Origin of the sequence: Methanosarcina hadiensis (assembly GCF_046529725.1) — an archaeon.
GTDB lineage: Archaea > Halobacteriota > Methanosarcinia > Methanosarcinales > Methanosarcinaceae > Methanosarcina > Methanosarcina hadiensis.
This window is the reverse complement of record NZ_CP136241.1, coordinates 1589585-1609839: the sequence shown is the minus strand read 5'-3', so window position 1 is coordinate 1609839 and position 20255 is coordinate 1589585. Positions and strand designations below refer to the sequence as shown.

Below are 20255 nucleotides of genomic sequence, written 5' to 3'. Positions count from 1 at the left end.
AAAAGCATCATTGCTGGGCAAATATTATTTTTTAATTGTTGTGAAAAGTTGCTGTATTTCTTGTAATTACTTTTTCTTTTCCAGAAACCTAAAAGTCTTTTACAAGAATCGAGTAAGTCTCTCAAAACTCATATTTTTAAGCCATCTTAGCAGATCCTCTTCGAGAGCCGGATTCATAGAATATCTTCTAATTTACCCTCTGCTTCGGAAAAAACGCACATGATATTCTTCGAGTAAGATGCCCAAAAAATGAAAGTACTTGAAAGCACTTTCATGCCAAACAAACATGAAATTTCTCAAATAACAGGCACAAATAATGAAAGTAATTGAAAGTACTTTCATGCTAAATAATATTAACATTTTTAATCTCTTTATATTATGCCAATGGGCAGTACCTTTGTCCAGATTCAGCTTTTCTGAAAGTTCCTGGTTTGTAATCTCAGGCTTTTCCAGAATATTAAGAAATATTTGTTTTCTTGTATCGCCTTTAAGATGCGCTATCATTATCCTATCATTATCCGTCAAAACATAGGAATTTTGAAAAGCTCCTGTGAACTTTCCTCCTCTCATTAAAGTCAATTTTTCTATGAGGTACGGACAATTAGACCGGTGTAAACTATCAAACAATTGGTCACATAAATAATATGATTGAAAAAGTCAATCAAAATCTCCAGCAATTTAATGTTATCAGCTTTTCCTTTATTTTCCTCCCTTTTCTTGTACAGCGCATAACGCTCCCTTATGAATCATATCTTTATTTCCAACTTAACTTTTCATTTCAGGCAAAAACTAGAAATAATAGAGTATGTTAATTATATCTAACTTAAAGTTCGGAATATCAAATAATATGTGATAAATACCTGACAAATTCTCGGGTATGTTCAACAAATCCAATAAAAATCTTCAATGAAGCACTATTCAATAGAAACAAAATAATTGATAACAAATTGCTTGTAACGAAATTACTGATAAAAAATTACTGATAAAAAACTATTGATAAAAAATTACTGGTAATAGAGGAGGGAATAAAAGTGGCAGATATAAAAAAAGAGTATAAGCACAGGCTTATTTTAGGAGTATTCCTTATGCTTGCGGGAATGCTGTCGGTGGCTTTCCTCAGAGTTGATCCACGGATTTCAATTTTTCTGGTTGTAATGGGAACGATCTTATTTCTTATGGTAGCATTCAGACTTTTCAGACATGGAGACCTGCCTGATAAGGACGAAAGGACAAAAAAGCTTGCAGCATATGGGATTACCTATTCATGGCTTCTTACACTTGTGCTTATTACTGTGCTTTACTGGGTTACATTACTCGGGCTTGCCGAGTTCACAGCTGAAATAATATTGGGGATATTGCTTTTTTTCATGATTATCTCAGCAAATATCTTCAGATGGTATTTCATGCGTAAAGGAGACATCGAATAAAAGGTTTCCGGAGGGTGCAGAGGTGAAAACAAGGATCAAAGAGTTTCGGGCCAGGCATGACCTGACCCAGGAAGCTCTTGCAAACCTGGTAGGAGTAAGGAGAGAGACCATTGTTTTCCTCGAAAAAGGAAAATACAATCCTTCCCTGAAACTTGCCTGCAGGATAGCCAGAACTCTGGGAACCACAATTGATGAATTGTTTATCTTTGAAGATTCGGACCTTGAGTAGACTTTAGACAGGAGAGAAATTATTCAGAATTATACAGAAATTATTCAGAATTATACAGAAATTATTCAGAATTCTAATTGAAATTATTGTTGTACTTATAACTTCTGTCCAGGGTCTAAAACAATCGCAGGTCAGGAGAAGTTCAGCAGTCTTAAATGCTTAAAAAATCTCTACCCAGAGGACTTAGCAAGGAAAACTTATAAAGAGTTAATTGAAAGTAACCTATAGTTAAATTAGCTCATAAATCCCATTGAATCCACGTTTAAGGAAAAAATATCCGTATTATTGATTTACGCCATTTTATTTTTACTTTAATCAGGAATTAATTATAAAACTTTTTAATAAAAGTTAGACTTGCACGTAACTGGTGTACTTCTGTATAATAAACCCTGATATACTATTCAACATATGAGGCTAGCGATTCGAGTCCTTCAGGAGAATAATTTCTAAAAAGGGTTTTCAAGGTATCATAAAACTGGCAGGTGAATAATAGCTTCCTTTTTATCCTTAGATTATCCGGGAGCATTGTAACCCCTCCCTGCTTTAATGATGCCTTTTTCCAATCTGGTTAGGGAAGCTTAATTTTAGGAAAGAAATAAATTAAATAAACTTTTTAAATGATATATAATATTTATCAAGTAGGCCATTCAGGAGAAAACATGGAAAATACATTGATTGTCTTCCAGAACGTCTGGAAAACCTATCAGATGGGCGAAGTCCAGGTCAATGCTTTGAAAAATATGAGCGTAAAGCTTGGGAAAGGAGAATTTGTCGCAATAATAGGCCCTTCGGGAAGCGGGAAATCTACCATGATGAACCTGGTAGGCTGTCTTGATGTCCCTTCAAAGGGGAAAATTTTCTTAAAAGGCAGGGATATAGCCCAGCTTCAGGAATCGGACCTGGCATCCCTTAGAGGTAGGACCATAGGGTTCGTGTTTCAGCAGTACAACCTGATTCCCGGCATGACTGCTCTTGAGAATGTGCTTCTTCCCCTTGAAATTCAGGAGGTTGATGACAGCATTGCGGAAAAGAAGGCAAAAGAACTTCTTGACCTTGTAGGGCTTTCGGACAAGCTGCAAAATAAACCTTCCCAGCTCTCGGGGGGGCAGCAGCAGAGAGTTTCGATTGCAAGAGCCCTTGCCTGTGATCCGGAAATAATCCTGGCAGATGAACCGACAGGAGCGCTTGACAGCATAACCGGACAGGAAGTAATTTCAATCCTGTACAGGCTCTGGAAAGAAAAAAATAAAACAGTAGTTATGGTTACCCATGACCTTCACCTTGCAGGATATGCCAGCAGGCATATTCAGCTCAAGGACGGGGAGATGATCAGGGATATCCCGAACGAAGCGCAGATCAATCCTGAAACCTCAGGTCCGGATTAAAAGGATCAAATTTCAGAATAGAATCAGGTCAGGTAGAAAACTGAACAAATTTCATTATATTAAGTGAAAAGACTGAACAAATTTCATTATAACTAGTGAAAGATGGAACAGATTCCATTCTAATTTTTAAGATGGGTTTCTGTAACGATTTTCTTAAAAAACGACAGACTTGAGTTAGTAAACCGAGGTCCTAAAATGGATGATAAACAATTTATCAGCTTTATATTCATAATCTTATTAAGTTTATTATTATGCAGCGGAACAGCACTGGGTGCAGGTACTATTAATTCGTCGAGCCTGGATAAAGGTATAAGCATTGACCTGCTCAATCAGGACCCTGATCCTGTAAAGCCAGGGGATGTACTTGAAGTGAGGATTTCAGTTGAGAACACAGGCTATAATGATATAGATAACTGCTTTGTGAAAATCGAGCCAGAATATCCTTTTAAGATACTTTCAGAGGAAAATCCTGTAATGAATATAGGAACTCTTGGAAAACGCTCTGAAAATGACCGCAGGAAAGTCCTGAAGTTCAGAGTCGGAGTTGAAAATGACGTTAATGAAGGCTCGTATCCCCTTAAAGTGTACCTTTACTCAACAGATAAGAAAAATAAAATTTCTCTCAAGCGGGAGCTAACAATAGATGTTGACAGCGAATCAAACGCTGAAATAGAATATATCAGTGTTGAGAAAATGATACCCGGGGAGAAAACAAACCTTGTTTTCGGTATAAAAAATGTAGGGAACTCTCCCCTTAAAAACTCCATGTTTTCCTGGGAATGCTCAAACGATGTGATCCTGCCCGTAGGCTCCAGCAATGTCAAGCACATTAACCTGATTGATGTTGGAGAAACTGCGAACGTTAGCTTTAATGTTCTGACCAATGTGAACACGAAACCTGGCTTATACAAGCTGGACCTGACCCTGACCTATGATGATATTGAGGAGCTCCAGACAATTACCGAAGCCGGATATGTAGAAAACGAGAAGAGGAAGACTATCAAAAGTAAAGCAGGGATTTACATAGGAGGCACCACGGATTTCGATATCGCTTTTATGGAACAGAGCCCTACAGGCGCCTATACGTTTTCAGTATCCAATATAGGGAACAACGGTGCAAACTCGGTAAAGGTTTCTATTCCCGTTCAGGAAAACTGGACAGTCACAGACGGCAGTAATTCAGTAGTTCTCGGTAACCTGGCAAAAGGAGACTATACAATTGCAGATTTTAATCTGAAGCCTGCAACTGTCGGTCAGGAGCTTCCAATAAAATTTGAAATCAGTTACACTTCCAGTGATGGAATAAGGCAGGTTGATGAGAATATGATCCCACTTTATGCGTCTCCTTCGATCAAGCAGACAGGCTCAAAGCTTACAGAGGAGAGTAACGAATCGAGCATGTTGCCGTATAAACTCCTGTTCCTTCTCCTGCTCGGTGCTGCAGGTGTTTTTCTATATAAGAGGTATCAGAAGAAAGTAATGGAAAAAAATGCTGAAGCAGACCCGACCGGCGAAAGCCAGATAGATGAAAAGAAAACAGGCGAATAAACCTGGACTCGGACCTGTGGTTTCATGAAGCTGGCTAAGATTTTGAAAATCGCTCTGAACATGGTCAAAGCCAATAAGCTGAGGAGCTGGCTGACTATCATAGGGGTTATTATAGGCATTGCCTCGGTTATGGTAATCATTACAACGGGAGAGTATTTTCAGGAACAGGTAACCGAAACTCTGGAAGGGATAGGGGGCGATACAATTACAATAGTAGCTTCAATTCCTTTTAAAATAACATCCGAAGAAGATATGGGCTTTGAAGATACGGAAGAGAGCTCAGGTGAAAGTTCGGTAATAGCCTCGGAAACAGCTGCAGGAACTGAGAAGGGATCAGAGAATTACTCTTCCGATCCCATAGAATTTGAAACCGAAACTGAGGCACAGCTCACAAGAAAGGATGTATTTGTCCTGCGCAGTATTCCGGCTGTCGAATATGTAAACGTTAATGTACAAACAGGAGCTGAATTGAAGTCCGGAGGCGAGTCAACCTTTGTATGGGTTAATGGTGTGGACCCTGCCGTATGGCCTGAGATTACAAAAAAGAAAGTCGGAGAGGGCAGGATGCTGGCTCCCGGGGACAGGGCGGTTGTGGTTATTTCTAATGAACTCGCAAAAGGCACTTTTGAACAGGAGATCCGGCTTAACCAGATGATCCCTCTCAACGGCAAATCTTACCGGGTAATCGGGATACTCGCAAAAGACGGAGGGCTTCTCGGAGGTATGGGAGATATTTTTGGAAGCAGTGTATACATGCCTTATCAGGAGGTATATTCTCTCAGGGGTGATGAAGAGGATGCTACTGAAAGAAATCAGGATGTGTACGATACAGTAGAATTAAAACTTCATAATGAGGCGGATTATGATGCAGCCCTCCAGGAGATCGAGCGCAAACTAAGGCTTTCAAGAAGAGTTACCGAAGATACTCAGGACTTTTATATAAGCTCGTCAAAAGAGACTATTGAAAGTACAAAAAAACTGATTAACGGCCTCACAGCATTTCTTGCATTTATTGCAAGCATCTCTCTTCTTGTCGGCTCAACCGGGATTGCTAACACAATGTTTACTTCCGTGCTCGAGAAGACAAAAGAAATCGGGATTATGAAAGCCATAGGAGCAAAAAACAGCGATATAATGATGATTTTTCTTTGCAACGCCGCAATGATCAGCCTTGTAGGCGGAGTAATAGGAATCTTTCTCGGAACAGCAGCAGTACAGCTCTTTTTGTTCCTGATTTCAATGAAATTGAGTGTCCCTTTTGAATTTGCCCTCAGCCTTAAAGGCACCCTTATTGCAACTCTGGTCTCTATAATCGTTGGATTGATTGCAGGCCTTGTGCCGGCAAAGAATGCATCCGAACTGAAGCCTGTAGACGCCCTGAGGTATGAATAAGGACTTAAGAGTAAATATCAGGCAAAAGAAAGAGAAGAAGAGATAAATAGAAGCATATGCCTTAGTAAGTATGTAAAAAATATTAAAAGTTCTATATGATCCGAAAAATGTGTTGATAGGGTATTATATGGAAAGAAAAATTGATAGTTTAAAATTATTTAAGCAGGCTACGGATGCCATTGTCACGATCATTCTTTACATACTGTTATTTGCTTTAATCGTGGGAATGGCAAAAACCCTGCTGGAGATTCGTTTCATTGTTTTTGAGTCACTTGAGAGCGGATTCAATCACATGGTAACAAGTGTATTGACAGTTTTTATTGTTATTGACCTTTTCAAAGCTTTTGTTGATTATCACGAACACGACAGAATCAAACTTACGGATATTACGGATGCCACAATCTTAATCGTCCTGCGTGAGATCGCTGTGGGTCTTTACTCCCAGAAATTTGGATATGAATTCATCCTGAGCCTTGCAGTGCTGCTGCTTGTGCTGGGTGTGATAAGAATGCTTGCAGTTCAATATTCTCCGGGATCAAGGAACTACCAGACACCTTCAAAAGCAGGCCTTAACTCCCTCCTTGACTGGTGCAACCCTGACGCTGAAGGAAAAAAACCTCTCAGTTAAAACCCTCAGTTAAAAAGTGAGTCAATAGTTTCTCATCTGTCCTGGATAACGATGAGAAACATATTTTTCTATCTTGAAAACAAAACACATAGATTCTGTATTCATAGATATCTGTTTTTTTCGGTATAATTTTCCTGAAAACTTTTCTTTATATTTTATAAATGGAATTTCATGACAAGCTTCTATAACATTGTTTCTTACTTAATTAATTCCTGTTTTTCCTATTATATGTCATAAAAAATATACAGAGCATTATTATGAATCATGAAATAAGTTCCAGCTTCCTGGTCATATATTGTCCGTGAATTTGTATCAACAGCAGCATCTATAAGCTCTTGAAGCGAAGAAATCTCAACCTCCAGAAGTGAGCCTCTTTTTTCAGGAAGCTTGCCTTTGCTGATAAAATCCTTGAACGACGAGTATCTGCGTTCTTTTTCAAGCTTTTCGATATACGCTGGCTCGACTGAACTCATATTCATAAAGGGAAGAGTTGTCCCTATAAGTACCATGCTGAACAGAAACAGGGAAAGGGGCATTTTGATGGTTGACAGTGACGGATCTTTCTTTACCCTGACCTTTTTATATTTATTAGTGTCTTCGCTGAACTCTATCTCTTCAGGTATCTGATAATATGAAGAAGATATTGCGATCGGCATAGAGAATTCCTCTATACCTTCAACATCCTCCCCGTTTATTTTTCCATCATAGTAGACACGGGTTACAACTTCTATCGTTGCATCCTGTGGGTATTTCAACTGGTCCTGCACCCCTTTAACCATTGATTGAACTTCGGAGATGTTAAGAGAATAATTAGAAGTCACTATTTCCCCGTTATTGATTTTGTCAAATCCTTCCGATTTTAAAGGTAACTCTTTTTGCCAGAAAATTTTCTCTTCTCCCTCAGCTACTTCCTTACTTGTCGCAACAATCATTGTCTCTCTCTCTACGCTGATATCCGCAGAATCGGTAGATTCAAGACGGTATGTAAAAGAAACATCAATTATAGGGGACACTGTTAAAAAATAAGCCGGCTTTCCCATCTCGAGTATTGTTCCTTTCGCATAGAGAGGATTTGCTTCTGTTACCGGTACCGTATATGTATATACGCCATACTGCGTATAGGAAGAAACAAGCTTTTCCTGGACTTCATATTCTTCCTCTCTATATGCATCACATGCCCATATCCCGGAAAGAATCATTATCATTCCGAATATAAATAAGAATATTCTAAATTTGTTTATTATATAGTTTTTAAGTTTAAGAGATTCAATCCTCAGATTCTTACCACCATTTCCCTATGTCCATTAATGATTTCAACATTTAAATCTTTTATCTGTTTTATTCAAAATTTTTTATATACATTAATAATTTATTTATAGAGTGCATAAAGTTAATTGATAGGTAGGCAAGGTTACAATTTCATCCAGGACAAATTTCCCATAAGCTCAACTTATGTGCAGCGCTCTTTTCCACTGTGCAAACAACCTGCAGGGCCTGACCCTCTTTCTCCGCTTCCCAGATGCCGATTTCCTGTGCCATAAAGGAAATAGAAGCAATGCAAAAACCAGGGTATAGAGCACAACTCCAGCCATCCCAGGAAGATAAGGGTTTACATCTGCCAGAGCAATTATCCAGAAAACCGGCAATATATAAGGCGCAGAACTAACCACAACAGGCGTATTTTCAGGTGCAGTAACCTGGATTGTATCAGCCGGGGGAACTACCCCGTACCAGTGGTCAATATCAACCCTATGCTCAGGATTATCAGGCATAAAAACATACACAAGTGGCAGAAAACCGGAGTTTTCTATAATGTTTTCTTCTTCCAGTACTGCAGGCCCATTTTTACCCTGGTTATCCGCAACAATTCCTGAAAAAACAAACCCGCTTATAAGAATAAGTGTTGCAAGCCATTTTCCCAGAACAACAGGAGAAACACGCCTGGCCGTTTTTTTCTGATCAAGTTTCATTTTGTGAGTGCTGGCTGGATTGGAGTACTTAATTATGTTCCGGACTTCATCAAGAATAATAAGGCATGCAGGCAGGATTACAGTAAAAAAAAATAGCGTTTTATCTCTTGAGGCCGCAGGAAGATATCCTGCGAAAGGGATTACAAAAGTTAGCCTCCCCACAACATTTGATGCAGGCACTTTAAAGCTATCTTCTTCCTCATTTGCATCCCCTTTAGTCCTGAAAACCCGTTCATCTCTCTCTTCTATGGATATGATCCTGTGAGTAACAAAAGAATCAGGTTTACTGCCTGGGTCCCTGAAAGCTATAACGTCCCCCACCTCAAGCTCATCCGGATTGACAGACTTTACGGTTATCATATCTCCGGGCAGCATTAAAGGCGTCATACTCCCGCTCAACACTATCAGAGCCTTTGCTGACCCTGTAAAAAACGGAATTAAGGAACTGATAAGGAATACTGCAACCAGCAGAGCAATTACAGTCTGCAGGGTTTCTTTTTCCTTCATGCTTCTACCCCTTTCTCAAATTTGCCTGAATAGAAATTTTGTCCTTCCTGACCCCATCTTCTGTGTATATAACAGGAGCAGGAAATCCTGGATTTGCTATGTGTCCATTACAGGTTTTTCCTGTTACTGACTATTTTCTGTATCAGGTACAGGTGCTTCCTGCCCATTTACAGATCCATATTCACGCTGCTTCCCGCCTCTGTTATTTCCGTATTTAGCGAAGGCACTTCCTGTTCTTTCTGGCCCGTATCTATTCCGGAAGCTTCCTGCGCATCCGGACTCTCTATTTGCGGATCTGCCGCAAAAGTTTCCTGGGAATTAGAACTGTATACCGGATCCGTTACAAAGCTCCTCACAGACCCGTCCCCCATAATAATATTAATTGTGAAGGGTGAAAGGCCAGATACGTCACTATCGAAATAAAACTCAAGCTTTGCAGAGGAACCATTTCCAAGCACATAGTCCTCCATGTCCATAACTTCCCCTGCTTTCCTGTTGCCTGCGAAGAATTCTTTTCCCTGTACCTTTATCTCTGTTATGGACCCGGCATCATCCCTGGGGATATCCCACCAGATCTGGACTTTGTCTATGGTCACACTCTGGGCCCCACTGACATCAAAAGTGATTCCTAGAATTTTTTCACCGTTTTTGACGAGCTTGCTGTCGGAAACTATGAGACGATCGGCTTCACTTTCCCAGGCAGCTGCTGTCAGTGTATTTCCAATACTGTATTCAACATCATGAAAATAAGCAAATGTATTTCCCGTCAAACAGTTGAATGGCGTTCCTGATAAAATGAGATATGTTAACATCATTCCATAAAGAATTATTTTATTGAATGCCCTCATTTTATCGCCTCATTGAACCTCTAATCTCAATTAATTCCTGTATAATCAGTATTGACGCAGGAAAAATCACAAGTGTTAAAAAACCCTTTGAAGTTCCAGCAAAATGAATTAAACTCCCAAAGTAAGGTATCCTGAAAAGCATAACTCCTACAACATCTTCAGGAGAAACCGTGTAGTCATCTGGCTCAGCATATGCGTCTCCTTTAGTTCTATAACCCCCTTTTTCGATTCCCACTATCCTGTGAGTGACTATAAGCCTCTCATTTTCTTCAAATGTATAATAATAGGACACTATATCCCCAATAACGGGCTGTGTTTCTGCAGTATCGACCAGAATTACGTCTCTGGCTGTTATTGTGGGCTCCATGCTGTTTCCTGTAACAGTCATGAGCTGGACTGAGCCTGTTGGGATCCCAGTGCTGAGAATAAATATGATCCCAATGATAAGCAATGATAAAATAATATTCTCTATAGTTTTCATATCCCACAAATCGATCTTACTTCCTGTCCATTCACAAATAATGGTGGTACTGGTGTGAGCCACCTGAGTGCCATAAGAGATCAGTTACAGGAACATTTATTTCCATAATAGAATATTTCATTTCGTCAAATTGTCAGGACACAGAAGCAGAAGGTGCCAATTTCATTTTTGATGTCTTCTGACAAAAATAGTAAGGAGTAATAAGTTTTACTCCTTACTTAGTCTGAGTTGAGCCCTGAGTCAGAGTGAAATCAAGATCGAAAACGAATTGGTCAGACTGAATCTCATTATTTGCATTATCAACGGCATATTCAAAATTAATCGTAGTGTTTTCACCATCAGGGAGCGGTCCAAGGCTCCTTGTATATATAATACCTTTATTATAAATTATTTGATCGTTTGCATAAATTGTCAGATGGTTCCCAAGCTCTCCTGTGTCAGACGTTGCATCGTCTGGGATCTCAGGATCTATTATAGAGTTTTCATGATTTTTTATCGACGTTGCATTAATTGTTACAGAGAGATTCCCATCAACAGAGCCTTCGTTTCTTGCGTATATGACTCCAATATCACCTTTATCATTTGGATATAAGCCAGCAAGAGTGTAGCCGGAGATTCCATTATAATAGGCGGTACCATCTTTCGATAACTTAAGATTCATACTTCCGGCCGTAAGCGTGTTTCCAGTACTTTTTTCAGTATCAATGAATTGTGCCCATGTCCCGGCACCTGTCACAGCAGTTACCAGTCCAATAATGAGCACGCTTAAAAGTATCTTCTTATTAAGCATTCCTTTACACGGCTTTGTAGAAATCCTTAATTTATGCAAGTTATTTCTACCACTTTTTTGTTTATGTTATACACTATCAGTTTAATTTTTATTTCTTTAACTTGATTATAGAACTTTCTTGCCCTGAGTACTTCTCGGAACTTTCTTTTGACAACAGAGAATGTTGTTTCTGCTATGTTCCGTTTATTGTATTTTGTTTTATCAAAGGTAAAATGTAGCTGTTTTCTATATTTTCCTTTGATTTTTTTCCTTTTTCTTACTCTTAAAGGTATAATTGAGTCTGCTTTTATTTCTTCTCTAATTAAAGTATGAATTTTTTCAGAATCATACCCCTTATCAAGGACATAACATTCAGATTTTTTTGTTCTATTTGATTGTCTTATCAGAGCTTTTGCATGCTTGGTATCATGATCCGTTTTTTGACTTATTTTCCATCCTAAAATTACTTTTCTATCAGTATCTACTGCTATTGAAGTTTTAAGGAAGCTCCTACGGAGCTTCCCTGTTCTTCGAGAATAATAATAACTTGCATAAGAACTCGTAAACCCAGTTGCATCAATTGCTGTAATGGAAGCATTTTCTCCATGTGAATAAAATAGCTTTAAAGTTTTTGACAAAATTATGTTAAATAATGACGAAGGGATTCTGGACATAAACTTTTGAAGAGTAGTGTAATGTGGAATCTTATCAAGGTCAAGTTTTTCCTTTATACTGCTCATGAGGTCAATAAGCTCTACAAAATCTCGATAGTCTGTACTTATATACTCCTTCAGTAAAACAAGAACAAGAAGCTGATGTTGAGTATAAATACGTTTGGAATATTTACAGGAGTAAAGGTTCAGTCTGGAAGACTGAACCGTTTTAAGACTGAGATCAATAAAATTAATATATTTATTTGATGACAATAGGAATTGCTCCTCGTTTTTTGTGGGGACAAAAGATAAGGAGCAATTTTAATATTTTATTTTATATATTTTTGGGAAAAAATAAAACTTAGAGGATTTCTACAGAGCCCTTTACACCTCTTTGATCAATCCTGTTATTGTCAATCGTCAATTGCCTGTCATTCGCTCCCCAATCTCTGCAATAGAAAGGGAAGAAACCCATTTATGGGCTCGATTCTTCGACCTCCTGCTCCCGCGATTGAGCTATATAATCATAGTAATTTTTTTAAGATAGTTATTGGCTAATTAATAATTTTTTAAGTGAGTTAATGAACAATTAAGGCTATCAAGAGGCTTTATGATCTTGTGGAAAGACAGAGTATGCTTAATAACTGGGTGCTGAAAAAAAGGAGACATTAACCAGGAAAAAGGCTAAACTTCAATTTACTTTATATAAAGATTTCCATACAGGGTCCTGAAAACTGGCATGAGACCTCGGGAAAAAGATATATATAGATTTGTCCACACGCTGAGAACAATATAAAAATGGCTGAGAAAATGACTGGTTAAAAGAGGTTTTTTTGTCTTGATAATGTGAGGTTAACATCATCGGATGGCTTCTGGTTGTTGCATTAAGAAAGGGTTAAATCCGCACTATGACATACGCTTATCCTTCAAGTTTATGGAAATGGCACATGTTGGTTGTTGAGGAGACAAGAAAGATTATGCTTACAAAGAGCATCCACTGGGAACTTGAGATGCATTCTATGAGACCTGATAAGATAGTGAGGCTGCCACCAATAGCAAGGATGCTCAGGCCTAAGTAGAACCGGCTCCAGATGTTGCCACTTTTATTTGCAGTTTCCATGTATACGTCGAAATCATGGACTGCGGGAAGAAGTTCCACAGTATCATGTTCCCTGTTATAGGTGATTATTCCCAGGCTTTCCATTTTTGGGATATGGGTCTGGAGAAGAGAGATATATATGCTTTTTCTGACGCTGCTGTTTGGCTCTCCGTTTTCGGCTTCCAAACGAGCTATTTCTTCAGACAATGAGCGTACACTCTGGTTTCCGTGACTGCGCAGGAGTTCCAGAACATGCCTTCTCCGGTCATTCTGGAGAACTCCAAAAATATCACTCTTTGACAACTGCGATTGTGTCTGTACACATCTTGAACAATTACCTGTATAATCCATATGAATTCACCCTAAAATATTTTATACTGTATGAGCATATAAACTTATTTAATTTCTCTTATTATATTCTTATGTAGATTGCCCGAAGATTGTTTTTAGCTATGAAAAAGTAATAAAACTGCAATCACGTATATTTATCAAATCCAGTAATCATGAAAATTACAATAATAATATATTGGCCAGGCGCTAAATTTTCTTTTTCAGAATAAAATCGGCATTGCTAAGAGATTTTTTGGACATGCCAGGATAAAGGATATATTAACTGTGCATTAACTGTGCTTGAACAACTTGAGTTTCATGTTGATATAAATTCACAGACAATATTTGTGATACCAACGAAATACAAACAACAAAAAACGCATTAGAGTTTGCATTCAGGAAATTTAATAATTGAAAAGAGAATCGAAATGTACAGCAACAGAAAATCCAGTGTTAAATCAGTCATTCAAATGATCTATGGTTATCTCTTTGATTCTTACGGCCCTCAGGGGTGGTGGCCTTTAACAGAACTGCACGACAATGGCGGAACAAATCCCACTAAAACGGGTTCTATCAAGGGATATCACCCCGGAGACTATACATATCCCCATACGGAAATTCAGCAGTTTGAGATTATATGCGGAGCCATGCTTACCCAGAATACGAACTGGCAGCAGGTTGAAAGAGCCCTGATAAACCTGAAACGGATAGATTGTCTTTCCCCGGAGGGAATCATCGCCCTCGACCCTGAAGCCTTAAAAGAAGCAATCAGACCTGCAGGGTATTATAACCAGAAAGCGATACGCTTAAAAACCCTTTCTGAATGGTTTATGGAATTAAAAGGCAGAAGCCCTGAAAGAGAAGAACTGCTATCACTGAAAGGCGTTGGTCCTGAGACTGCAGATTCAATCCTGTTATATGCCTTCAAACAGCCCTCTTTTGTAGTGGACGCATATACCAGGAGAATTGTGGGCAATCTTGGCCTGGCTGATGAGAAAGCAAAATATTCAGAAATCAAGGCATTGTTTGAGAAGAATCTGCCAGAAGACCTGATCATTTATCAGGAATATCATGCACTTCTTGTAGAACACGCAAAGAGATATTATCAGAAGATTGACTATTCGCAGTGTACTCTTTTAAAAGGCCTTCTAATCTGAAGGCATAAGTTTAAAATTCAGGACTAAAAATTAAACAATACAATAATCGAACATTGCGACTCTGTAGCCTTAAAATAATTATCAATTTAAAATTCTTATTGGTTTAAAATACTTACTAATTTAAAATATATCAATGTAAAATATATCAATGTAAAATATATCAATGTAAAATATATCAATGTTAAAATATATCAATGTAAAATATATCAATGTAAAATACTTCTCAATTAAAAGGTTTTAAGGGAATAAGAACTGGCTACTTAAGAAACTCCGACTGAAGTTTCCGCTGTATATGTTTCTTAATCCTATTTCAACACTGGTTTACGTGATCAGGCAATTGTCCAGGCAGTTAAATGCCTGTTTATTAATTAATCCTTGATCTAATCCAGATTTCATTATACTCTGGTCTGTGCTCGCTTTTCCTGAGCGGCAATTTGTTCTTACAGGAGCTTTATTCCATACCAGTCGGAAAGTTCTGCATCAAGAACGCCTTCGTGGACCATCTTTTCGATCTCGTTTTCGACCTGTCCATAAGTGAACTTATAGTCGTGTGAGATCGCTGATATCACATCCGGGCTATGGCAGAACCGGTCTGGGAATGCATTGTTGAAAATTGCCACGTTCTGGATGATTATATTTCTAAGTTTTTCCATTTTATATCACCTTTTTTTGTTTTTTATAGTATTCTTATTTTAGTCTCATTTTCTGGTTCTCTTCGACATAATATAGTTGGTATGACCCGTATAAATAGATATCCCAAATATTAAATATATTCCATACATAACTATATAGTTAAGATACACCCGGACAACATGTTTTGAGTAATATAAATCACTCGCTTAGAATATTTAGTTAGTAAACTTATATAACTTTTATCCTCAGATGGGTATGCCCGACGGATTAAATCAAGGTTAGAATTCTGGAGGAAACAATTTATTAAAAGAAATGTATATATTACCAACAAAAAGAAATAAACGGCAGCTGCAAGAACTTTTGCCCTAAATCTTCTGCCAGAAATTATCTCTGGTTAGAAAGCTTACTTTGGAAATTCCTGTATACTGGAGACTTCCGGTTTGCGCGTATTTACTTTCGAATCTGGTTTATCAGAGGGGATGTTTCGGGGAAAAGAAAAAATGGAACAACTGATGTTTCAGAATCCAAATCCTGTGCTCCGGGCCGGAGCTGATGGGAAGATTATCTATTCAAACGCGGCAAGTGAAGCATTATTAAAAAAATGGGATACAAAATCGGGGGGAGAACTACCTGATTCTGTAGGGAATCTTATCAAAAAGGTTATAAAAAGGGGTATTTCTGAAAAAATAGAAGTTAGAGTGGAAAAAAAAGTTTACCTCATAACCTTCTATCCTGTGCCTGGAGAGAATTACGTAAACATATACGGGTTTGAAATAACAGGAAAGAAAAAGCTGGGAGAAAAGCTGCTTATTAAGGAAAAGCAGTATGATGCTCTCTATACACTCGGAAAGATGGCCCTTAAGTGCGAAAGCCTTCAGGCTTTTATGGATGAAAGTGTAAAATGATTGCCAGAACCCTGGACCTTGAATTCTGCAAAATTCTCGAACTCAAGCCTGATGGAAGTTTTCTGCTCAGAGCTGGCACAGGATGGAAACCCGGATTTGTTGGGAAAGCGATAGAAGGAGGAAAATGGTCTCAGGCTGGATATACTGTTTTTTCGAAAGTGCCTGTGATCGTAAAGAATTTTGCAGAAGAAAGCCGTTTTGAAGCCCCGGAAATCCTGCAAGAACATAATATTACAAGTGGGATAAGCGTTATTATAGGAGATACGGAGAAACCATTTGGAGTGCTGGGAGCCCATTCGACGAAGAAAAGAAAGTTTACTGCGGATGAGACTTACTTTTTAAATTCAGTTGCATTTGTAATTGCTGAAGCTATTGAACGCAGGCATGCGGAAGAAGAATTAAGCCGGTATAAGGAGAATCTTGAAGAGCTTGTCAAAGAAAGGACTCTGGAACTTACAAGAACGAATGAGAAGCTGTCTATGGAGATTTCCAGGCGTAAAAAAGTAGAAAAAGACCTTGAAAACAATGTATACTTCCTTGAGACCTTTCTTGATGCAATACCCTCTCCTGTATTCTACAGAAACCTTGAAGGCATATACCAGGGATGCAATGAAATGTTTGCACGGCAGATCCTTAACCTGCCCAAAGAAGAGGTTATAGGACATTACATATATGAATTCAGGGAGCAATTCTCTGATGAAACTCTCCGCGAAACAGCACATTTTGACGGAATACTGCTAAGGGAAGGCAATATCAGACCTCATGAACTGGAAATAAAACGTGCAATAGATGGAGATTCAAGAGATTTCCTTGTCCATAAAGCTGTTTACAGCAACATAGCCGGCGAAGTAATCGGAATCGTAGGCATAATGCTTGATATTACGGAACGCAAAAAGGCAGAGAAAGCCCTTTTAAAAACCGAAGAAATAAGGAAAAAAGAGATCCATCACAGGATCAAAAACAACCTTCAGGTTATTTCATCCCTGCTCAGCCTGCAGGCAGAGAATTTCAATGATAAAAAAGTAAAAGAATCTTTTTATGACAGCCAGAACCGCGTAATCTCAATGTCCCTGATTCATGAAGAACTTTACAAAACCGGAGAAACAGGAAATGTGGAAACCTTTGATTTTAAAGCATACATCCAGAAACTGGCAAATGAACTTTTCCGGTCATATGTGGTCGGAAACAAAGATATTCATTTAAAGCTGGAAATGGAAAATGCTTTTCTTGGCATGGATACCGGCATTCCTCTGGGGATTATTATTAACGAACTCGTATCTAACTCTTTAAAGCATGCTTTTTCCAGAGGAAGAGGCGGAGAGGTCCATATCAAGCTCAACAGGCTGAACACCAGTAAAATTAAAAATAACATGGACAAGGACAGCTGCGAAGTTTCTGAGTTCCTGCTAACCGTATCAGATAATGGTAAAGGTCTTCCGGATAATATTGATTTCAGGCATACTTCATCCCTCGGGCTTCAACTGGTAAATATCCTGGTAGACCAGATAGGAGGCGTTATAGAACTTAAAAAAGGGAAAGGAACAGAGTTCAGGATAACGTTCAAAGAAGAAACATGCTTTGGGAAGGAATGAAAGTAACGTATAAACAGATAGTTTTAGTAATAGGACTTACGCGGTTGAACTGAAAAACAACAGCTCTAAACCTTCAACTGTCTAAATAGGCGATTTAACTGCAAGGTCTATTGATCCTGATTCTAATCCTCAAGTGCGTAAGTCCTAAGTAAATAAGAATGGAAATCGGCTACTCACTTAATTATATATGTAAAAATTCAGAGCACTTGCTATATATGATTCTTTAAGAATACAGCGTAAAGTCAAAAAACCAGCTGAAAAAGCCCCTATCATAATACTTAGAAATCAGTCAGCTGTAAGGTCTATGGAAAGATTTTAATCTCATATATTATGCTGAGACATACTTTAACAAACACTATTGCGAAAATCAATAATGATATATTGACTACAGCTTCTACCAGCCGTCCCATAAACTAAGATTGTACTCTACATACTTAATATTTTTTGTTTAACAGTTTCTTCCAATTTTTATATTTATCTTCTGCATTTCTTCTGCTTAATACTTATTTCCAGATTTTACTTATGCCTTTGATTTTCACTGCGCGCAGAACAGGCTTTATATAACCTGCAAGAACAGGCTTTATATGACCTGCATATAGTTTTAATGCAATTACGAATTAAGCAAGTTACTGAAATTTATTTACCTATTATTCTCGCAGCTTCAGCAAGATCTTCAGCTATCATTTCCCTTTTTGATTTCTCAATCAGGTAATTCTGCCCTGTCTGAACATAAGAAGGAAAAACCCTTTTCCCGTTATAAAAAAACTTTTCTTTTCTTAATTTATACGTAGAGCCTGAAGGTACAGTATTCTTGCCAGTGAGCCTCTTGCTGATGTAGTTAAAAGCCTTTATCGCAACATCGCCCATCAACATATACACCTCAATATTCGGAAAGATGGCAATTTCCTTCTCCAGCACAGCAGAGCAATTTTTAACCGTCTGTGCAGAAACCCCATATTGCTTCTTTGTACATTTGATTGCTGTTGTAAGGTAGAATCCCAGATCGAGAATTTCCTGAATACTGTTTACCGGAATCCCCGCATCATTGAACGCCTGGATAGTCGTCTTAAGATAGAAAGGGTTTCCCGAAGCATAAAAATAGTCAGCTGGATTCTCAGGAGGAGCTTCGGAAATCATAATCACTTTTACTTTCTCAGGTTCGATTTCTACAGCTGGCACAAGATATCCGTTTTTATTAATATCGGAACACGGAAAGTCTTTGCATTTGATAGGTTCAACAGGCTTCATCGGATTCTCCTCAGGATTCGCCCGAATTTTCGGATTTAATATGTCCTTAAATTTCATATCTCCTTTACCATATGTTGTAAAAAAGTTAATCTTTTGATTCGATTAACCGGTCAATCAAATGCTTTAAAAGATAACAAAGTTTCTAAAAATGCTGGCTAAATTTAAAAGATCATCTGCAGATCAAATCTGCACATTTGATAATTTCCAGGTTTTATACACGAAAAATAGAGCATCTATTCGATTCAATTTGAAAATCCTGAGCTGAAAGAAGATACAAACAATCAGTAATGAAATACGAAAGCAAACAAAATACGGAAGCAAATTTGAAATTACAATAGATAGAAAAGAGATATTAAATGGGTTCTTGTGACCCATAAGGTCTGATCCACAATTTAATGTAGTTCTTTACTCGGTTAAGTTATGCCTATTTAAGTTATGCTTATTAAGTCATTACTCAGTTAAGTTATTACTTAGTCAAGTTACTACTTAGTCAAGTCATTACCTATTTAAGTCACATACTTTCTTTGTACGTCTTCTTCATAGATCTGGGACTGACCTTATGGATCAATTATAAAATATGACCTCCAGATATAAAAAAATAACGGTAAAATGGTTTTTTCTTTGGTAAGTGATGCCCCCATAAAAAGATCCCTCGCGTTTAAAAGCGATTGGTCAACCATCCCAGGGTCATCAGATCTTCTGGCAAGTACAGACTAAAGGTATTAACACATATCCAGAGGATATTTAACACATTCCAAGGGCTTTAAGAAGCTGCTTTAAATCTGCTTTTGAGCTTTCGACAAAGACCCCTCTTGTGCCCGAGATCATAACTGTCCAGTCCCCGCCGCTGTACATCCAGTTATTCTGTGGCACCCAGTTCATCCCGTAGAGTTTTGAGTAAGCACTTGCCAGAGCATCGAACATCATATTCACAGCCCCGCAGAACTTGGCAGTCATCTGTGCCATCTCTTCAGGCATTCCATCCCTGGCTTTATATTCCACAAGCTTTCCTTCGGCACTGAAAATTCCGGCTGCCATGACACCTTCAAATTTCAAAAGCTCGTCTAAAGATAGGTTACACTCTTTTCCGTTCATATATTTCCCCCACTGGTTTTTAGCATATACAGGTTTAACTGTTGCTAAATCTAAAAATATGGACGTCTTCTTTATTCCGGATTGCTGTTCAGAGGTTCACAGGCTCTCTCAGTGAACATACCAGAAATCAGTTAAACAAATAATTCTCCTTTGAACCTATTTTGCATAAAGGAATGAAAAGTGATTATCGCGATATTATATAAAAATATCAAGTTAAAAAAAGAAAATTGAAAACTTAATTTTAAGTTATAATTTCTCGGGCTCTGTAGAAATCCTCTGAAACAATAAATCTCCATCAATTTGAACTGAAGACCGGATTCATTTTTATATAATAATTTCAGCCTCTTGAAGCTGATTCT

At 38.1% G+C, this 20255-nt stretch carries 19 protein-coding genes and 1 pseudogene; 9 read left to right on the top strand and 11 right to left on the bottom strand.

Annotated elements, in window-relative coordinates; all coding sequences use genetic code 11:
- Window positions 1-192: 192 nt before the first annotated feature.
- On the bottom strand, window positions 193-570 hold the full coding sequence (locus RSJ42_RS06950) for a winged helix-turn-helix transcriptional regulator (protein ID WP_410509857.1): 378 nt from the start codon (window positions 568-570) through the stop codon (window positions 193-195).
- Between the two features lie 461 nt (window positions 571-1031).
- Between RSJ42_RS06950 and RSJ42_RS06945 the strand changes: the two genes are divergently transcribed.
- The 6 genes from RSJ42_RS06945 (at window position 1032) to RSJ42_RS06920 (ending at window position 6609) form a co-directional block, all read left to right on the top strand.
- Entirely contained in the window at window positions 1032-1427 is a 396-nt protein-coding gene (locus RSJ42_RS06945; protein ID WP_410509856.1) for a hypothetical protein, read from the top strand.
- A 22-nt stretch (window positions 1428-1449) separates the two neighbouring features.
- Window positions 1450-1656, top strand: coding sequence for a helix-turn-helix transcriptional regulator (locus RSJ42_RS06940; RefSeq protein ID WP_410509855.1), 207 nt, complete (start codon window positions 1450-1452; stop codon window positions 1654-1656).
- Between the two features lie 659 nt (window positions 1657-2315).
- The gene (locus tag RSJ42_RS06935) at window positions 2316-3041 is read left to right on the top strand and encodes an ABC transporter ATP-binding protein (protein ID WP_410509854.1); all 726 of its coding nucleotides are present in this window, start codon (window positions 2316-2318) and stop codon (window positions 3039-3041) included.
- 195 nt (window positions 3042-3236) lie between these two features.
- On the top strand, window positions 3237-4589 hold the full coding sequence (locus RSJ42_RS06930; protein WP_410509853.1) for a COG1361 S-layer family protein: 1353 nt from the start codon (window positions 3237-3239) through the stop codon (window positions 4587-4589).
- A 24-nt stretch (window positions 4590-4613) separates the two neighbouring features.
- Window positions 4614-5981 (top strand): ABC transporter permease, encoded by a 1368-nt coding sequence (locus RSJ42_RS06925; protein WP_410509852.1) that lies wholly within the window; start codon window positions 4614-4616, stop codon window positions 5979-5981.
- A gap of 139 nt (window positions 5982-6120) precedes the next feature.
- Window positions 6121-6609 carry a phosphate-starvation-inducible PsiE family protein gene (locus tag RSJ42_RS06920; RefSeq protein ID WP_410510331.1) on the top strand — a complete coding sequence of 163 codons (489 nt, stop codon included), beginning with the start codon at window positions 6121-6123 and terminating at the stop codon, window positions 6607-6609.
- 224 nt (window positions 6610-6833) lie between these two features.
- Here RSJ42_RS06920 and RSJ42_RS06915 read toward each other — a convergent pair whose 3' ends face one another.
- The 7 genes and pseudogenes from RSJ42_RS06915 to RSJ42_RS06885 all read right to left on the bottom strand — a co-directional run bounded on the left by RSJ42_RS06915 (window position 6834) and on the right by RSJ42_RS06885 (window position 13287).
- Complete coding sequence (locus RSJ42_RS06915; protein ID WP_410509851.1) at window positions 6834-7814, bottom strand: DUF5305 family protein; 981 nt, start codon at window positions 7812-7814, stop codon at window positions 6834-6836.
- A 240-nt stretch (window positions 7815-8054) separates the two neighbouring features.
- Window positions 8055-9086 (bottom strand): signal peptidase I, encoded by a 1032-nt coding sequence (locus tag RSJ42_RS06910; RefSeq protein ID WP_410509850.1) that lies wholly within the window; start codon window positions 9084-9086, stop codon window positions 8055-8057.
- A gap of 167 nt (window positions 9087-9253) precedes the next feature.
- Window positions 9254-9856, bottom strand: a complete 603-nt coding sequence (locus tag RSJ42_RS06905) for a hypothetical protein (RefSeq protein ID WP_410509849.1) — start codon at window positions 9854-9856, stop codon at window positions 9254-9256.
- A gap of 79 nt (window positions 9857-9935) precedes the next feature.
- Window positions 9936-10415, bottom strand: a complete 480-nt coding sequence (locus RSJ42_RS06900) for a signal peptidase I (protein WP_410509848.1) — start codon at window positions 10413-10415, stop codon at window positions 9936-9938.
- Between the two features lie 214 nt (window positions 10416-10629).
- Entirely contained in the window at window positions 10630-11244 is a 615-nt protein-coding gene (locus RSJ42_RS06895; protein ID WP_410509847.1) for a SipW-dependent-type signal peptide-containing protein, read from the bottom strand.
- Between the two features lie 11 nt (window positions 11245-11255).
- Window positions 11256-12110: pseudogene (locus RSJ42_RS06890) on the bottom strand (IS5 family transposase); the annotation flags it as partial.
- Between the two features lie 646 nt (window positions 12111-12756).
- On the bottom strand, window positions 12757-13287 hold the full coding sequence (locus RSJ42_RS06885; RefSeq protein WP_410509846.1) for a hypothetical protein: 531 nt from the start codon (window positions 13285-13287) through the stop codon (window positions 12757-12759).
- 407 nt (window positions 13288-13694) lie between these two features.
- Between RSJ42_RS06885 and RSJ42_RS06880 the strand changes: the two genes are divergently transcribed.
- Window positions 13695-14423 (top strand): endonuclease III domain-containing protein, encoded by a 729-nt coding sequence (locus RSJ42_RS06880; RefSeq protein WP_410509845.1) that lies wholly within the window; start codon window positions 13695-13697, stop codon window positions 14421-14423.
- A gap of 440 nt (window positions 14424-14863) precedes the next feature.
- Here the strand turns inward: RSJ42_RS06880 and RSJ42_RS06875 are convergent, their stop codons facing one another.
- Window positions 14864-15076: a hypothetical protein gene (locus RSJ42_RS06875; protein ID WP_410509844.1), complete on the bottom strand. Its 213-nt coding sequence runs from the start codon at window positions 15074-15076 to the stop codon at window positions 14864-14866.
- A 480-nt stretch (window positions 15077-15556) separates the two neighbouring features.
- Here RSJ42_RS06875 and RSJ42_RS06870 point away from each other — a divergent pair, with 480 nt between their 5' ends.
- Window positions 15557-15961: a hypothetical protein gene (locus tag RSJ42_RS06870; RefSeq protein ID WP_410509843.1), complete on the top strand. Its 405-nt coding sequence runs from the start codon at window positions 15557-15559 to the stop codon at window positions 15959-15961.
- Window positions 15958-17553, top strand: a complete 1596-nt coding sequence (locus RSJ42_RS06865; RefSeq protein ID WP_410509842.1) for a histidine kinase dimerization/phosphoacceptor domain -containing protein — start codon at window positions 15958-15960, stop codon at window positions 17551-17553. Before RSJ42_RS06870 ends, RSJ42_RS06865 begins: the two co-directional genes overlap by 4 nt.
- A 636-nt stretch (window positions 17554-18189) precedes the next feature.
- On the opposite strand, the gene RSJ42_RS06860 is transcribed toward RSJ42_RS06865, so the two are convergent.
- Entirely contained in the window at window positions 18190-18801 is a 612-nt protein-coding gene (locus RSJ42_RS06860) for a uracil-DNA glycosylase family protein (RefSeq protein ID WP_410509841.1), read from the bottom strand.
- Window positions 18802-19545: 744 nt separating this feature from the next.
- On the bottom strand, window positions 19546-19896 hold the full coding sequence (locus tag RSJ42_RS06855) for a DUF2173 family protein (protein ID WP_410509840.1): 351 nt from the start codon (window positions 19894-19896) through the stop codon (window positions 19546-19548).
- Window positions 19897-20255: the final 359 nt, after the last annotated feature.

Bases quoted from the DNA above. Each gene is read 5' to 3' on its own strand.
- RSJ42_RS06885 (WP_410509846.1), bottom strand. From the start codon at position 13,287: ATGGATTATACAGGTAATTGTTCAAGATGTGTACAGACACAATCGCAG.
- RSJ42_RS06870 (WP_410509843.1), top strand. From the start codon at position 15,557: ATGGAACAACTGATGTTTCAGAATCCAAATCCTGTGCTCCGGGCCGGA.
- RSJ42_RS06900 (WP_410509848.1), bottom strand. From the start codon at position 10,415: ATGAAAACTATAGAGAATATTATTTTATCATTGCTTATCATTGGGATC.
- RSJ42_RS06930 (WP_410509853.1), top strand. From the start codon at position 3,237: ATGGATGATAAACAATTTATCAGCTTTATATTCATAATCTTATTAAGT.
- RSJ42_RS06925 (WP_410509852.1), top strand. From the start codon at position 4,614: ATGAAGCTGGCTAAGATTTTGAAAATCGCTCTGAACATGGTCAAAGCC.
- RSJ42_RS06910 (WP_410509850.1), bottom strand. From the start codon at position 9,086: ATGAAGGAAAAAGAAACCCTGCAGACTGTAATTGCTCTGCTGGTTGCA.
- RSJ42_RS06855 (WP_410509840.1), bottom strand. From the start codon at position 19,896: ATGAACGGAAAAGAGTGTAACCTATCTTTAGACGAGCTTTTGAAATTT.
- RSJ42_RS06915 (WP_410509851.1), bottom strand. From the start codon at position 7,814: ATGATAATGATTCTTTCCGGGATATGGGCATGTGATGCATATAGAGAG.
- RSJ42_RS06950 (WP_410509857.1), bottom strand. From the start codon at position 570: ATGAGAGGAGGAAAGTTCACAGGAGCTTTTCAAAATTCCTATGTTTTG.
- RSJ42_RS06935 (WP_410509854.1), top strand. From the start codon at position 2,316: ATGGAAAATACATTGATTGTCTTCCAGAACGTCTGGAAAACCTATCAG.
- RSJ42_RS06880 (WP_410509845.1), top strand. From the start codon at position 13,695: ATGTACAGCAACAGAAAATCCAGTGTTAAATCAGTCATTCAAATGATC.
- RSJ42_RS06860 (WP_410509841.1), bottom strand. From the start codon at position 18,801: ATGAAGCCTGTTGAACCTATCAAATGCAAAGACTTTCCGTGTTCCGAT.
- RSJ42_RS06865 (WP_410509842.1), top strand. From the start codon at position 15,958: ATGATTGCCAGAACCCTGGACCTTGAATTCTGCAAAATTCTCGAACTC.
- RSJ42_RS06875 (WP_410509844.1), bottom strand. From the start codon at position 15,076: ATGGAAAAACTTAGAAATATAATCATCCAGAACGTGGCAATTTTCAAC.